Source organism: Intestinibacillus massiliensis (genome assembly GCF_900155735.1).
Taxonomy (GTDB): domain Bacteria; phylum Bacillota; class Clostridia; order Oscillospirales; family Butyricicoccaceae; genus Intestinibacillus; species Intestinibacillus massiliensis.
In genome coordinates, this window is record NZ_LT707057.1 from 100363 (window position 1) to 114344 (window position 13982).

Below are 13982 nucleotides of genomic sequence, written 5' to 3' on the forward strand. Positions count from 1 at the left end.
CGGGCGGGCGTGGGGGGCGCGCGCCGCCGCCAAAGGGCTGCGGTTCCATGTCGCGCCGACCGGGGCGTCCGCGCGCTTCGACCCCAAATGGACGCGCGAGGCGCTCGACAACCTGATCGACAACGCGGTCAAATACACGCCGCCCGGCGGGCGCGTCACGGTATCCGCGCGCGCCTACGAACTGTTTGCCCGCATCGACGTGGCGGACGACGGACCGGGCGTCCCGGAAAGCGAGCAGGCCGCGGTCTTCGGCCGCTTCTTCCGCGGCACGGCGGCGCGCGAGACCGAGGGCGTGGGCGTGGGGCTGTACCTCGCGCGCGAAATCGCCGCACAGCAGGGCGGCTACCTCAAGCTCGCGCCCGCGCCGGGCGGGGGTTCGGTATTCTCGCTTTTCCTGCCGCGTGAAATGTGACGGCAGTGTCACAATGTTGTGCAAAACCGCGCGCTGATTTTTAAGAATCGGGTGTTATGCTGATAACAGTGATCCGAGGAGGGCACGCGCCCTCCCCTTTTTTAATAATGGAGGGACACCCGGTTATGAGTATTTTAATGACACAGGGCCTGCGCAAGGTATACGGCGCGGGCGACACCGAAGTGCGCGCGCTGGACGGCGTCGACCTCTCGGTCGGGCAGGGCGAATTCGTCGCCATCGTCGGCACCTCTGGCAGCGGCAAATCCACGCTGCTGCACATGCTCGGCGGGCTTGACCGGCCGACGGCGGGCAAGGTATTTGTGGACGGCAACGATATCTTCGCCCTGCGCGACGACGCGCTGACCATTTTCCGCCGCCGCAAGATCGGCTTCGTATTCCAGGCCTATAACCTGGTGCCCGTGCTCAGCGTGTATGAAAACATCGTGCTGCCGATCGAGCTGGACGGCGGCGCGCCCGACCGGGCGTATATCGGCGAGATCGCCCGCACGCTCGGCCTGGAAAGCAAGCTGCAAAGCCTACCCAGCCAGCTCTCCGGCGGCCAGCAGCAGCGCGTCGCGATTGCCCGCGCGCTGGCGACCAAGCCCGCCATCATACTGGCGGACGAGCCGACCGGCAACCTCGACAGCCGCACCAGCCAGGACGTGCTCGGCCTCATGAAGGTGACGGGCGAAAAATTCGGCCAGACCATTGTGATGATCACGCACAACGAGGAGATTGCCCAGCTCGCGCAGCGCATCGTGCGCATCGAGGACGGGCGCATCGTACGGCGCGGGGAGGCGTAAGGCATGCTCAAGGTTCCAAACAAGCGGTGCATCCGCCGCCTATCCGACAAGGGGCTGCGCGCCGCGCGGGCGCGCAATTTGATCGCGGTCGCCGCCATCGCGCTGACGACAATCCTCTTTACCTCGCTCTTTACGATCGCCATGACGATCAACCATTCCTTCCAGCAGTCCACCTTCCGCCAGGTCGGCGGCGACATGATGGGCACGTTTAAGGACATCACCGAAGCGCAGGTGCAGGAGCTTTCCGACGACCCCCTGGTGGTCAAATGGGGCGCGCGCCTGATGCTCGGCATGCCGTCCGACCCGCCGTTCAACAAGGCGCATGTCGAAGTCAGCTACATGGACGAAACGAACGCGCGTGGCTATTTCTGCATGCCGACCACCGGCGCGCTGCCCCGCGAGGGCACTATGGAGGCCGCGTGCGACACGCGCGTGCTCCGCCTGCTCGGCGTGGAGCCAAGGCTCGGCGCGCAGGTCACCATCCCCTACACGTTTACGAACGGCGAAAAGCACGCGGATACGTTCACCCTTTCCGGCTGGTGGGAATACGACCCCGCCGGCATGGCGAGCATGGTCGTCGTCCCGCGCTCCTATGCCGACCGGGCGCTTGCCGGGTACGAGCACGCGGGCGGCCACGGTAGCACCGGCACGTGGACGCTCAACCTGTATTTCAAAAACGCCATGCACATCCGCGACGACCTCGCCCAGATCGCGCAAAACCACGGCTACCAGACCGACGACCCTTCGGGCGGGCGTTACCTCAAAACCGGCGTCAACTGGGCGTATACCGGCGCGCAGTTCGCCTCGAACGCCGACCCGTCCGTCATCCTCGCGATTGCCGCGCTGCTGGTGCTCATCATTTTCACGGGCTACCTGATCATCTACAACGTGTTCCGCATCTCGGTCACGGGCGATATCCGCCAGTACGGCCTGCTCAAAACCATCGGCGCCACCGGGCGGCAGTTCCGGCGCATCATCCGGCGGCAGGCCTACCTGCTGTCGCTGGCCGGCATCCCGCTCGGCCTGGCGCTCGGCTGGTGCGTGGGCACCCGGCTCGTGCCCGTCATCATGGCGCAGCTCTCCTATAAGGTTACCCACGTCACCGCGCACCCGCTGATCTTTATCGGCGCGGCGCTTTTCTCGCTCATCACCGTGCGCGTCTCCTGCGCCGTCCCCGGCCGCATCGCGGCGCGCGTTTCCCCGGTCGAGGCCGTGCGCTATACCGAGGCCGCGTCCGGCCGCAAGAAAGGGCGCAAGCGCGGGGTGCACGGCGCGCGGGTCGGCCGCATGGCGCTGTCGAACCTCGGGCGCAGCAAATCGCGCACCGTGCTGACCGTGCTGTCGCTCTCGCTCGCGGTCGTGCTGCTGAACGGCGCCTATATGTTCACGCAGGGCTTCGACATGGATAAATACCTGCAAAACTGGGTGGTGACCGACTTTATCGTCGGGGACGCGGGCTATTTCCAGACCGGGCAGGGCTACACCTCCGCCGACCAGGGCGTGGGGGACGACATCATCCAGGCGGTCGGGGCGCAGGGCGGCGTGACCGAATCCGGCCGCATCTGGGCGCAGCCCGCGCGGGTGCAGGAATTTGTCTCCGAGGACTGGTACCGCATGTCCCACGGCAAGTGGGTCGGCAGCGAGACCGTGGACCTCATGATGGAAGGCGTGACGCGCACGCCGGACGGCCGCATCGCGGACGACGCCACGCTGTACGGCATGGAAAAGCTCCCGCTTGACCACCTGAGCGTGATTGACGGCGACCTCGCCCCGCTCTACGACCCAAACCAAAACGCCATCGCCGCGGTCTATGAGGTCAACGACTATGACGAGCCGCATATGGACTCCGCCTGGGGGCAGGTCGGCGACGAAATCACGCTGCGCCATGTGGACGAATACGAATATTACGACACGCGCACCGGCGAAACCACGCCCGACCCGGATTCGCTCGACGCCGGCTCCCTCGGCGTGCGCGCCAAGGCCTACCGCGACGTGACCTACACGGTCTGCGCGCGCGTCACGATGCGCCATTCCATGAGCTACCGCTATTACGGCCGCGATGCGTTTGTCCTGAACGCGGACGTCCTGCGGCGCGACGCGGCGGGCGAAATCGGCGTCATGGCCTACCTGTTCAACACCACGCCCGAGGCAAACGCGGGGATGGAGGCCTTTTTAAAGGATTATACGGAAAACGTCATGCCGACCTACGACTATGAGTCCAAGCAGTCTTACGTCGATGAATTCGAGGGCATGCGCGGCATGTTCCTGACCATGGGCGGCGCGCTCGCCTTCATCATCGGCCTGGTGGGCGTGCTCAACTTCTTAAACGCGGTGCTGACCGGCATCCTGACGCGCCGGCGTGAATTTGCCGTGCTGCAAGCGGTCGGCATGACCGGGCGCCAGTTCAAGCAGATGCTGGTCTGCGAGGGGCTGCTCTACGCCGGGTTCTCTATTGTAGCGGCGGTCTGCCTGAGCGCCGTGACCGGCCTCGTCATCCAGTCCGTGCTCGGCTCGATGTTCTGGTTCTTCACCTACCGCTTTACGCTGCTGCCCGTGCTGCTCGTCACCCCCATGTTCCTGCTGCTGGGCGCGGGCGTGCCGCTGCTGACGTACCGTACCATCGCGCGGCAAAGCATTGTGGAGCGCATCCGCACAAATGAATAAGGCGATTTAAAAAAACAGGCGGAGGTCGACCCTCCGCCTGTTTTTTGTGCGCGGTTTTGCCGGTTTGCGGCGTAAGCCCCGCATAAAACCGGCCGCGCCGCACACCTTAATCCAGTGGGCGGCCAACGCGGGGCGCGCCCCCCGCAAACCTTGCAACAATCGTACACTTTTCCGGTATATTTTTGTGGAAGATTTTCCGGCGCAGCACTTGTAAAAAACAACTGTAAGATATATAGTAACAGCATAGGCATCGCTACATCACAGGAGGGTTTATATGGGGATCTTGACCGGATACCTCGGCGCATACCTGTCGCCGGAAAGCGACGGCGTGTACCGCTTTACGCTTGATACCGAAACCGGCGCGCTGACCGCGCCCACGCGTTTTTTAGATGTGCCCGACTCCAAATACCTCGCGCTGCGCGGCGACGGCCTGCTGGCCTCGATCGTCCGGCGGGAAAACGGCGCGGGCATCGCGCTCGCCGCCCTGCGTGGGGACGCCCCGCCGCGTATCCACGAATCGCTCACCGACAGGATTTCGGGCTGCTACGCGGCGTTTGACGGCGGCCGCGCCTATACCGCAAATTTCCACGAGGGCGCCGTTCCCGTGTACCGCATTGTGGACGGCGTGCCCATACACGAGCATACGATTGTCATCGCGCCCAAGGCGGGCTGCCACCAGGCCGTGCCGCACGGCCGTTACCTGCTCGTGCCGTGCATGAACCTGGACGAGGTCCGCATATTTGATACCGGGAACCATTTTGCGCCGCACGGCGCGCTCGCGTTCCCCCGGGGCAGCGGCCCGCGCCACCTCGTGTTTGACCGTGCGCACACGCGGCTGTTCGCGGTGGCGCAGGCCGAAAACGCGGTCTACACCTTCCGCGCGGAACCAGGCGGCGCCTTCACCCTCCTGGGGCGCACGGCGCTGCTGCCCGGCGCCTTGCTGCCCGGCAGCGAAGCCGCGGCCATCCGCCTGTCCGGGGACGANGTCAGCATTGTGTTCGACGCGCCGGAGAAAGGATAACCCCTATGTTTGATATCGGAATGATCGGCCTGTCCGTGATGGGCCGCAGCCTCGCGCTCAATATGGCCGACCACGGCTTCCGCGTCGCAGGCTACAACCGCAGCCGCGCCGTGACCAACGAAGTCGTGCGCGAGCACCCGCACAAAAATTTCACGCCGTTTTACACGCTGGAGGAGCTGGTCGCGTCGCTCTCCCGCCCGCGCCGCGTCATGCTGATGATCCAGGCGGGCGCCGCGGTCGACGCGGTGCTCTCCCAGCTCATCCCGCTGCTTGCGCCAGGCGATATCGTGCTGGACGGCGGCAATTCGTTCTTCGAGGATACGCGCCGCCGGCACGCGCTGCTGGCGGGGCACGGGCTGCAGTATTTCGGCGTCGGCGTGTCCGGCGGCGAGGAGGGCGCGCGGCACGGCCCGTCCATCATGCNGAGCAAGGCGCTGACCATCTTCGGCGGCACGGGCGACCTGACGTTCCGCAAGCTGCTGCCCGCGCTCTATAACGGCAGCGTGTCCGGCGCGGAATCGGCAGATTACCAAATACTGGTCATCGGCCGGCGCGACTACACGTCCGCGCAGTACCGCGAAATGGCGCGCGGCTGGGTGCAGAAATTTTCGCGCCTGCCCTATCAGGACGCGGCGTTCGCCCGCTTCGCCTCCCGCATCGAGTACTACCGCATGGACTTTTCCGACGCGGCCGCCTATCCCGCGCTCGACGCATATTACGCCGCGCACGGCGCCCACGAGCACATCTTCTATCTGGCCGTCGCCCCGCGTTTCTTCGGCGTGATTGCGGAAAGCCTGGCCTCCGTGCGCGGCGCGTCCGCGGGCAAGGTCATCCTGGAAAAGCCGTTCGGCGAAGACCTCGCGGCGGCGGCCGCGCTCAACAGCCGGCTGGAAGCCATCTTCACGCCCGCGCGCATCTACCGTATCGACCATTACCTCGGCAAGGAGATGGTGCGCAATATCGAGACCATCCGCTTTGCCAACCCGCTGTTTGCGAACCTGTGGGACGCGCGCTTCATCGAGGCCGTGCAGATCACGGCAAGCGAGGACGTGGGCGTCGAGTCGCGCGGCGGGTACTACGACGGCGCAGGCGCGCTGAAAGACATGGTGCAGAACCACCTGTTCCAGATCCTGTCCATCGTCGCCATGGAGCGCCCCTATGAATTTAACGGCGCGGACATGCACGCCGAACAGCTCCGCGTGCTGCGGGCGCTGCGCCCGGTCGGGCAGGAACCCATCCGCGACACCCTGCTGCTCGGCCAGTACGAGGGCTACCGGCAGGAGCCCCTGGTCGACCCGCACTCGCAGACCGAGACCTATGCCGCCCTGCGCCTGTTTATCGACAACGACCGCTGGCGCGGCGCGCCGTTCTACATCCGGACGGGCAAGAAGCTCGGCAAGCGCGAGATGGAGGTCGCGGTCATCTTCCGCAGGCCGCGCCCGGACGTGAAGCACAACGTGCTGATCATCAAGATCCAGCCGACCGAGGGCGTGTACCTGCAGTTCAACATCCAGAAGCCGGGCGATACCGAGGAAATCACACAGGCCAAAATGGATTTCTGCCAGAGCTGCCTGCTGGAAAACCGCATCAACACCCCCGAGGCGTACGAGCGCCTGCTCGGCGCGTGCATCCGCGGGGAGCGGTTCTGGTTCTCCCAGTGGGATCAGATCGAGACCGGCTGGCGCTATATCGAGCAGCTCCGCGAGGCCTACCGCGCCGAGCGCCTGCCGCTCGCCAGCTATGCGCCGGGGACGTCCGGCCCCCAGGAGGCCGACGCGCTGCTCGCGCGGTTTGGGCACGCGTGGTTTGACGACGATCCTATCTCCAATTCGTAATTAATCAACCATATTTTACTATTCGTATATGAATAACCGCAAAAACGCCGCCCAGTGGGCGGTGTTTTTTTATGCCTGGCAAAACTTACAGCTTGCATTTTTCGAACTAAAGTTCTATATTGTAAATATAAGAAACAAATGTTCGGAGGTGCGCGCCATGGACCGCGTCATACTGCATTCCGACCTCAACAGTTTTTACGCAACGGTGGAATGCCTGCACAGGCCGGCGCTCCGGGGAAAACCGGTCGCCGTATCCGGCAACGCCGAGCGGCGGCACGGCATCATCCTGACCCGCAACCAGATCGCCAAGCAGTACGGCGTCAGGACGGGGGAAGCGATCTGGCAGGCAAAGGAAAAATGCCCGGGGCTGATCACGGTACCGCCGGATTTCCCGCTGTACCTGCGGTATTCCCAGATGGCGCGGCAGATCTACGCGGGCTACACCGACCGGGTGGAGCCGTTCGGCATCGACGAGTGCTGGCTCGATGTGACGGGCAGCACCGGCCTGCTCGGCAGCGGGGAAAGCATCGCAAAGGAAATCAACCAGCGGGTCAAAGCCGAGTTGGGCGTCACGGTCTCCATCGGCGTTTCCTTTGATAAGATCTACGCCAAACTCGGCAGCGACTACAGGAAGCCGGACGCGGTGACGGTGTTCGACCGCGGCAATTTCAAGCAGCGCGCGTGGGGGCTACCGGTGCAGGACTTATTGTATGTCGGCCCCGCGACCAAGCGCAAGCTGCGCGCCCGGGGCATCCACACGATCGGCCAGCTCGCAAACGCCGGGCTGCCCAACCTGCGCGCGACGTTCGGCAAAATTGGGGACGTCCTCTACACGTTTGCAAACGGGCTGGACATGTCGCCGGTCGCGCGCATCGGGGAGGTGGCGCCGCTCAAGAGCATCGGCAATAGCTGCACCGCCGTGCGCGACCTGACCTGCGACGAGGATGTGAAAATGATGGTCTGCGTGCTGTCGGAAAGCGTCGGGGCGCGCCTGCGGGAACAGGGGGTGTGTGCGCAGACCGTGGCGGTCAGCGTCCGCGGGAACGACCTGGCTAGCTTCGAGCGCCAGTGCAGGCTCGCAAAGCCGACCGGGCTCACCGCCGAGATCATTGCGGCCGCCATGGGCTTATTCCGCGCAAACTACCGGTGGGAGCGGCCGGTCCGGTCGGTCGGGGTGCGCGTAACCGACTTTGTAAACGGCGCGCAGCCGGTACAGCTCGACCTGTATGGGGACGAGACGCGCCGCGTAAAACGGGAAACCGTCGACCGCGCGGTCGACGGCCTGCGCCAGCGCTTCGGGAACGGCTGTGTAAAGCGCGCCGCCGTGCTGCAAGACCCCGTGCTGACCGGGTTCGATCCCAAAACGGAACATATCATCCACCCGGTAGGTTTTTTCTAGCAGGCATGCCCCGGCGCAAAACCGATGCCGGCACCCCCACGGCAATGCCATCGCAACCACCTGCCCGCCCCGCCATCCCCCGTCCCGGGCGCGGCGTTTCCAGGCGGTGCGCAAGCATCAAAATTTCTTTGTCAGGATTTTCACAATTTTTCAGGCGGCTCCAGTTGCGCCTTCTGGCCTACTCCCACGCTTTTATTCTGTTTTTCGATGGTTTATGCGGATTTTCCCGTTTTAATCCCATCCTAAAATTGAGTTGATATTTTTTTAACAAAAAGCAAGAATACGCTAGCGATCCGTATGCGATTGCGTTATATTGAATACAGTTATTTTGGTAAGAACGCTGTGCGGCTCCGGCCGGGCACAACACCGTTTGGTACACATCCACCCTTTTACACAAAAGAAATGAGAGGTTTACAATGAAGCTTGGGTATAATGAAGCGTCCTGTAAGAAAAGATCCGATGTCTGGGCCGACCTCACGTTGTGTGAAAAGTACGGTTACGACTATATTGAACTCCGCCTGGACATGCTCAAGGAATTCCTGAAAAAGCACCCGCTGAGCGAACTGCAGGCGTTCTTTGCAGGCAGCCGCCTGCGCCCCTATGCGCTCAATTCCATTGAAAATATCAATTTCAATGTTTCGATCAAGTGGGACCTGCTGCTTGACCTGTTTAAGTTTGCCTGTGAGACCGCGCAGGCCATCGGCTGCCCCTATATCGTGGTCGTGCCGACCCGCGGCACGGAGGCCAACACCCGCGACGAAAAGCAGGTGCTGGACGATTCCGTCAAGGTGCTGACCGAGCTTGCCGACATTGCGCGCCCCTATGGCGTCAAGCTGGCGTTCGAGCCGATCGGCGACCGCCGCTACTGCTGCACCGGCATCCGCCAGGCGCTTGAAATCGTCAATGCGGTCGGCCGCGACGACGTCGGCCTGACGGTCGACAGCTTCACCTTCTATCTGCAGGATAAAGCGGCGAACCTGGACGTGCTCAAACGTATCCCGGGCGACAAGCTGTTTATCTACCATCTGGCGGACTGTGAAGACCTGCCGCTCGGCGTGCTGGATCACAGCCACCGCCTGTTCCCCGGCGACGGCTGCATCCCGCTGAAGGCGATTACCGATGCGGTGCGCGCGACCGGCTATGACGGCATCGCGTCCCTCGAGCTGTTCCGTCCCGAGTATTGGGACATGGATCCCGAGGAGATTATCCGCGTCGGCGCGGACAAATGCCGCGCAATCCTTGGCTAATCCCATCTCCATTTTCCAGGCTGGCGTCCGTGCGCCGGACGCCAGCCCATCTTATTTGCTGCCTGTACAAAAGTACGGCAATTTTTTTGAAGAAATGCTTGACAGATATACCGCAGGTACGATATAATAGTTTTCGTCATCAGGACATTGGGAAGCCTTGAAAAGGTCAGAATGTCCCTCTGTTTTATGAATATTTGGGGGTATAGCTCAGCTGGGAGAGCGCTTGAATGGCATTCAAGAGGTCAGCGGTTCGATCCCGCTTATCTCCACCAAACATTACGCAAGAAACCGTTCTTAAACTGCTTGAAACAAAGCGATTTAAGAGCGGTTTTTGCTATGTATAATTTCAAATACTGTAAATCCCGCTCCCAGTATGTCCCTACTGTTTTTCCGTATCTTTTGGGTGCAAACCAGGTGCGGATAATAAAACAAAACAGCCCCTCCAGCCATCCGGCCAGAGGGGCTATTTGTATGCCTATTTCCTTACGGATCATTGCCGCGAGTTTTGCCAGCAATCCATCGCGTTTCTGTACCACATTATAATTCAAATATTTAACCCCCGCTTCCATCTTGTCAGATAAATCCACAGCTGCTAAACAGCCGCCTGCGTATTCTATGTCTTATTTCGTCTTCCGCTCGCACAAAAACCAGCCGGAATACATAGGGCATATAATTTGATCGCTATCCAATACAATTATGTCCGAATGCGTTGTATACATATGCCCCTGTAAATCTTTATTATAGGTCTGCAGTATGATCATCTCTTCTTGTGTCAAATTCAGCCCATGTTCCATACGCCCAGCGATTTCGTAGTTGATCCGATTCACGGTTTCGAAGCGATACCCTGCAACATCCACAGTGAAATCGGGGTAATGAATCGCTTGTGGTGAAATACAAATTTCCTTGCCAATCCATTTTCCGGGTACAAAACCGGTCTGCTGCATTTTCGCTTGATCGACCATCTTGATGATTTCCCAACTGCCATACATCCGTTCCACCGGACTGAGGGTAGGCTCGTCAACATGCGCCACCATTGCGCCAATACCAATCAGCATTATGAGTAAAGCCCCAATGGCCATTTTTCTCTTTTTTAGCGCGCCCTTCATATGGCACCCCCTTGATGTGTAGCGTCATAAAACCCATCGCTGAAAATATCCGCTTCTTGCCTACGCCGTTTCACGCCTTGCTTCCTTTCATTTAGCGCCTTCTTAAGCGTGCTGCCGCTTGAAATCCGGTCATGAAAGTGTAATTTTCGCTAGGCTCAAGGGCGTGTCCATATCTCATCGTTACCATTCCGTGCTGCCGTTCATATGCCATGCATAGCAATCTAAATTATTTGCATTTTTCTTGACTTGTGATGATAACACATTGAAAGCGTTTCGTCAATCCTTCCTTTTCAAACGGCGCCGCTCCATCGGGGTATGCCGCATATATCCCAAAGGTTATAAACCGGGGATTTCCACCCCCTTGGAATTGTGATAGAATGGGAGAAACAGGTCCGCGGGCTGGGGACCGGCATCGCCAATGCCCTATTAGGCTCAAGTTTTACGGCGTGCCCACCGGCCTGTTCGGATATTTAAAACGACGGGCCAGGCTTTGGGGGATATGATGTGAAAGATACGGGCACTTTACGGAATTTAATTTTAAGCGACAGGCCGATTGGCCTGCCCCTGGACAACCGTGCCACAGAATTTATTGATCTATCGGGTTTAAATATCTCAAACTGTACCGGGTGCTTCGGGTGCTGGACAAAAACCCCGGGTAAATGTGTTATACGCGATGACGCCGTCAAGGTTTATCCGAAAATTGCCGCTAGCGCCAGGGTCCTGTATATCAGCCGGGTCAAATACGGAAGCTACGACACGGTTATGAAAACCATGATGGAGCGGTCAATCCCTATCCAACAGGCGTTTATCCGGTTGCTGCACCAGGAAACCCACCATATTCAGCGTGCCGTTGTCCCAAAACAGGCAACGATTATCGGCTACGGCGATATTTCCGATGAGGAAAAGGGGGTTTTTACACAATTTATTGGGCGGAATGCCCGCAATATGTGTTTTGAGGGTTATCGCGTGGTATTTGCGCAGGAAAATGAACTTGAGCAGGCTGTGAGAAAAGAGGTGCTGTCTTGGGGAAAATTATGATTATCAACGGAAGCCCGCGGGCTCCAAAATCAAATTCCAAGAAATATGCGGAATTATTTTCAAAGTGCTGCACAATCCCAACCGAATATTATCCCCTGACAAACACGGATCACCTGGAGCTTTGTAAGTCCATGGAGGGCTTTACGGACGTTTTGCTTGTGTTCCCGCTTTATGTAGACGGTATCCCCGTCACGCTTATGGATTTTCTGAAAACCCTGGAGGGGTATCCGTGCCCGCACAAGCCGAGGGTTTCCGTATTGATTAACTGCGGCTTTCTTGAGCCGGAACAAAATGATATCGCCGTAAAAATGATACGGCTTTTCTGTAAGCATCAAGGCTACCCTTTTGGTTCGGTCTTGCGGATCGGAAGCGGCGAAGCCATTTTGACGACCCCATTCAAGGCGATTGTGGCACGTAAAATCAAGAAATTCGCGTTTTCTGTCTCTACAGGCCGGAACCAAAGCCTGCGCACGGCCATGCCCCTTCCAAAGAAAATGTTTGTCCGGGCGTCATGGGGCTATTGGGAAAGATACGGGAAAAGGAACGGTATTACGCGGGAGCAGATGTCGGCTATGGAGATTGAAAAATAATTTAGAATAAAGTGACGCCAGGAGCGCGCTAAAATAGCAGCGCTGCGCAAGCAAATATGCGCCAAGGTAGCGACGTATAATTGCCTTGCCGCGGCTGGAAGCCGTCTGGGTTTCGGAATAAATGCACATAAATAAAAACACCCCCTCCTACAAGCTTAATACTTGCAGGAGGGGGTATTCCGTTATGTTGTTTTAGCGGATGCCAATCGCTCGGTTGCGCCGGATTCCATTGCCTTCGCTTGCGATCCACCCATCCTTTTTACTTGCTCAGCGAGAACCAGATGCCGCCAGAGCCATCGTAACTGGCGCCATAAACAATTTTAGGGGCGGTGTCCGTTTTGTCTACCATAAACACAGCATACCCTTCAAGGGTCCCGTCCTTATAAACCTTGCCGCTAAACTCTGGGGAAGGTTTTACAACCGCTGCAAACGCAGAATATTCAACATTTGTAGCCGAATATACGTCAAAGGAATAATTGCTAAAATCTACAGCCTTATCATCCTCCGTGGCGACCACCGTTGCCTTGATTTTGGCTAAAATGTATTCCATCCCGTCATCCGGTTTGCTGTTGAACTGGTTGGCCGCTTTGATTTTCTCCCAGGCGGAATCGCCCCGGTCAACATCAACCACGGTTAGCGTTGCTGTGTAATTTGAAATGTATCCTGTTATTTTCACCGTCTGCTGCGTCCCAACTGGGGCGGGATTTGTCCTGCTATACGTTGCCGCATTGTTGGACGAGGGTGTGTCAAGGCTTATGGTCTGTGTCGCTTCATCCCAGCCGACCGTCTTACCCATTAACCCGCCGATTGCACGGATAGGTAAATACGTCGTGTTGTTGTAAGAGATCGGATAAACCTGCGTGCCTTTGGCGTCATAAAATGTTTTTGTCGACCCATCGACATTAACCTTGATGTCCGGGCGCATCGTTGCGTTGATCGCTGTCCCACCGGCGAAAGCGCCTGTTACAAAAACTGAGCACAGGACAGCGCCAGCTACCAATTTTTTCTTAACATTTCCCATATGCCTATCCCTCCTTGTTGTTGGTAATATTGTACATCATATCCAAACCAACTGCAAGTAAAACCAGGCAGATTCCACTATTTTTTGCCATCCTGCCATCAGGCTTTTCCTAAGCTGCGCCGCTCCCATCGTATGGACGCCTATCGTAAAGCCCGCCCATCACAATAGACACGATACATCTTTGCATACCGCCCTACCCTTGTGCCGATACACGGGAAGCCAGCGTCGCGCCTATCCATTCCTGGCGCTCGATGCCATACGCCCTCCAGGCGTGATCTGGTAAAACAAACCGGCAAAAAACCGCGGCCGCTACATACGGAATCCATATTCCTATGTTATGCTAAAAAGGATTAAAAGGAGGGGACGGTATGAAACATATCCTCGTCGTTGAGGACGAACAGGAGATACAGGAACTTTTAAGCGCTTACCTGCGCAGCGCGGGTTACGCCGTCACGCTTGCGGGCAACGGCGTGGAAGCCGTCGGCTGCTTCCGCGCCGCCCCGTTCGACCTGGTGCTGCTCGATATCCTGCTGCCCAAGATCGACGGCTTTGGCGTGTGCGAGCTTATCCGGCGCGAATCCGCCGTGCCCATCATCATGCTTACGGCGCTGGACGGCGAGGACGAACAGCTAAGGGGCTTTGACCTGCAAATCGACGACTATGTCACAAAGCCCTTTTCCATGCCCATCCTGCTGCGCAAAATCGCCGCCGTGCTGCGCCGCGCGGACGGCATGCCCGCGCCCGAATGCCTGCGTTACCGCGGCCTGCTCGTCGACCTGGACGCGCGGGAGTGCCGCGCCGACGGCCCGCTGCTCGACCTGACCCCGCGGGCATTCGACCTCTTGG

Annotated in this window: 13 protein-coding genes and 1 tRNA gene; 11 read left to right on the forward strand and 3 right to left on the reverse strand. The window is 59.0% G+C overall.

The window, feature by feature from the left end; genetic code table 11:
* From CZ203_RS06445 to CZ203_RS06480, 8 genes are all read left to right on the forward strand, one after another.
* The coding region (locus tag CZ203_RS06445; RefSeq protein ID WP_143436158.1) for a sensor histidine kinase at positions 1-412 on the forward strand (412 nt) is incomplete at its 5' end.
* 125 nt (positions 413-537) lie between these two features.
* The gene (locus tag CZ203_RS06450) at positions 538-1215 is read left to right on the forward strand and encodes an ABC transporter ATP-binding protein (protein ID WP_087065316.1); all 678 of its coding nucleotides are present in this window, start codon (positions 538-540) and stop codon (positions 1213-1215) included.
* Positions 1216-1218: 3 nt separating this feature from the next.
* Complete coding sequence (locus CZ203_RS06455) at positions 1219-3879, forward strand: ABC transporter permease (RefSeq protein ID WP_087065317.1); 2661 nt, start codon at positions 1219-1221, stop codon at positions 3877-3879.
* A gap of 274 nt (positions 3880-4153) precedes the next feature.
* The gene (locus tag CZ203_RS06460) at positions 4154-4900 is read left to right on the forward strand and encodes a beta-propeller fold lactonase family protein (RefSeq protein ID WP_087065318.1); all 747 of its coding nucleotides are present in this window, start codon (positions 4154-4156) and stop codon (positions 4898-4900) included.
* A 20-nt stretch (positions 4901-4920) separates the two neighbouring features.
* On the forward strand, positions 4921-6735 hold the full coding sequence (gene zwf, locus CZ203_RS06465) for a glucose-6-phosphate dehydrogenase (protein ID WP_087065438.1): 1815 nt from the start codon (positions 4921-4923) through the stop codon (positions 6733-6735).
* Between the two features lie 157 nt (positions 6736-6892).
* Positions 6893-8134 carry a DNA polymerase Y family protein gene (locus CZ203_RS06470; RefSeq protein ID WP_087065319.1) on the forward strand — a complete coding sequence of 414 codons (1242 nt, stop codon included), beginning with the start codon at positions 6893-6895 and terminating at the stop codon, positions 8132-8134.
* Between the two features lie 416 nt (positions 8135-8550).
* Positions 8551-9381 carry a sugar phosphate isomerase/epimerase family protein gene (locus CZ203_RS06475; RefSeq protein WP_087065320.1) on the forward strand — a complete coding sequence of 277 codons (831 nt, stop codon included), beginning with the start codon at positions 8551-8553 and terminating at the stop codon, positions 9379-9381.
* A gap of 196 nt (positions 9382-9577) precedes the next feature.
* Positions 9578-9653 (forward strand) — tRNA-Ala (locus CZ203_RS06480).
* Here CZ203_RS06480 and CZ203_RS06485 read toward each other — a convergent pair.
* Together CZ203_RS06485 and CZ203_RS06490 are read right to left on the reverse strand one after the other, a co-directional pair.
* The gene (locus CZ203_RS06485) at positions 9642-9968 is read right to left on the reverse strand and encodes a hypothetical protein (protein WP_143436150.1); all 327 of its coding nucleotides are present in this window, start codon (positions 9966-9968) and stop codon (positions 9642-9644) included. The genes CZ203_RS06480 and CZ203_RS06485 overlap by 12 nt on opposite strands.
* Positions 9969-10001: 33 nt before the next feature.
* Positions 10002-10487, reverse strand: coding sequence for a hypothetical protein (locus tag CZ203_RS06490; protein WP_087065322.1), 486 nt, complete (start codon positions 10485-10487; stop codon positions 10002-10004).
* A 504-nt stretch (positions 10488-10991) separates the two neighbouring features.
* Here CZ203_RS06490 and CZ203_RS06495 point away from each other — a divergent pair.
* Together CZ203_RS06495 and CZ203_RS06500 are read left to right on the forward strand one after the other, a co-directional pair.
* Complete coding sequence (locus CZ203_RS06495; RefSeq protein WP_087065323.1) at positions 10992-11525, forward strand: flavodoxin family protein; 534 nt, start codon at positions 10992-10994, stop codon at positions 11523-11525.
* A complete protein-coding gene (locus tag CZ203_RS06500; protein WP_087065324.1) occupies positions 11510-12115 on the forward strand; it encodes a hypothetical protein in 606 nt (201 codons plus the stop codon). Before CZ203_RS06495 ends, CZ203_RS06500 begins: the two co-directional genes overlap by 16 nt.
* 259 nt (positions 12116-12374) lie before the next feature.
* Here the strand turns inward: CZ203_RS06500 and CZ203_RS06505 are convergent, their stop codons facing one another.
* Positions 12375-13136, reverse strand: a complete 762-nt coding sequence (locus CZ203_RS06505) for a stalk domain-containing protein (protein WP_087065325.1) — start codon at positions 13134-13136, stop codon at positions 12375-12377.
* Between the two features lie 368 nt (positions 13137-13504).
* Between CZ203_RS06505 and CZ203_RS06510 the strand changes: the two genes are divergently transcribed.
* A partial coding sequence (locus CZ203_RS06510) for a response regulator transcription factor (RefSeq protein ID WP_087065326.1) occupies positions 13505-13982 on the forward strand: 478 nt, incomplete at its 3' end.

Coding starts and splice junctions, on each gene's coding strand:
- CZ203_RS06450 (WP_087065316.1), top strand. CDS start 538: ATGAGTATTTTAATGACACAGGGCCTGCGCAAGGTATACGGCGCGGGC.
- CZ203_RS06455 (WP_087065317.1), top strand. CDS start 1,219: ATGCTCAAGGTTCCAAACAAGCGGTGCATCCGCCGCCTATCCGACAAG.
- CZ203_RS06470 (WP_087065319.1), top strand. CDS start 6,893: ATGGACCGCGTCATACTGCATTCCGACCTCAACAGTTTTTACGCAACG.
- CZ203_RS06475 (WP_087065320.1), top strand. CDS start 8,551: ATGAAGCTTGGGTATAATGAAGCGTCCTGTAAGAAAAGATCCGATGTC.
- CZ203_RS06490 (WP_087065322.1), bottom strand. CDS start 10,487: ATGAAGGGCGCGCTAAAAAAGAGAAAAATGGCCATTGGGGCTTTACTC.
- CZ203_RS06505 (WP_087065325.1), bottom strand. CDS start 13,136: ATGGGAAATGTTAAGAAAAAATTGGTAGCTGGCGCTGTCCTGTGCTCA.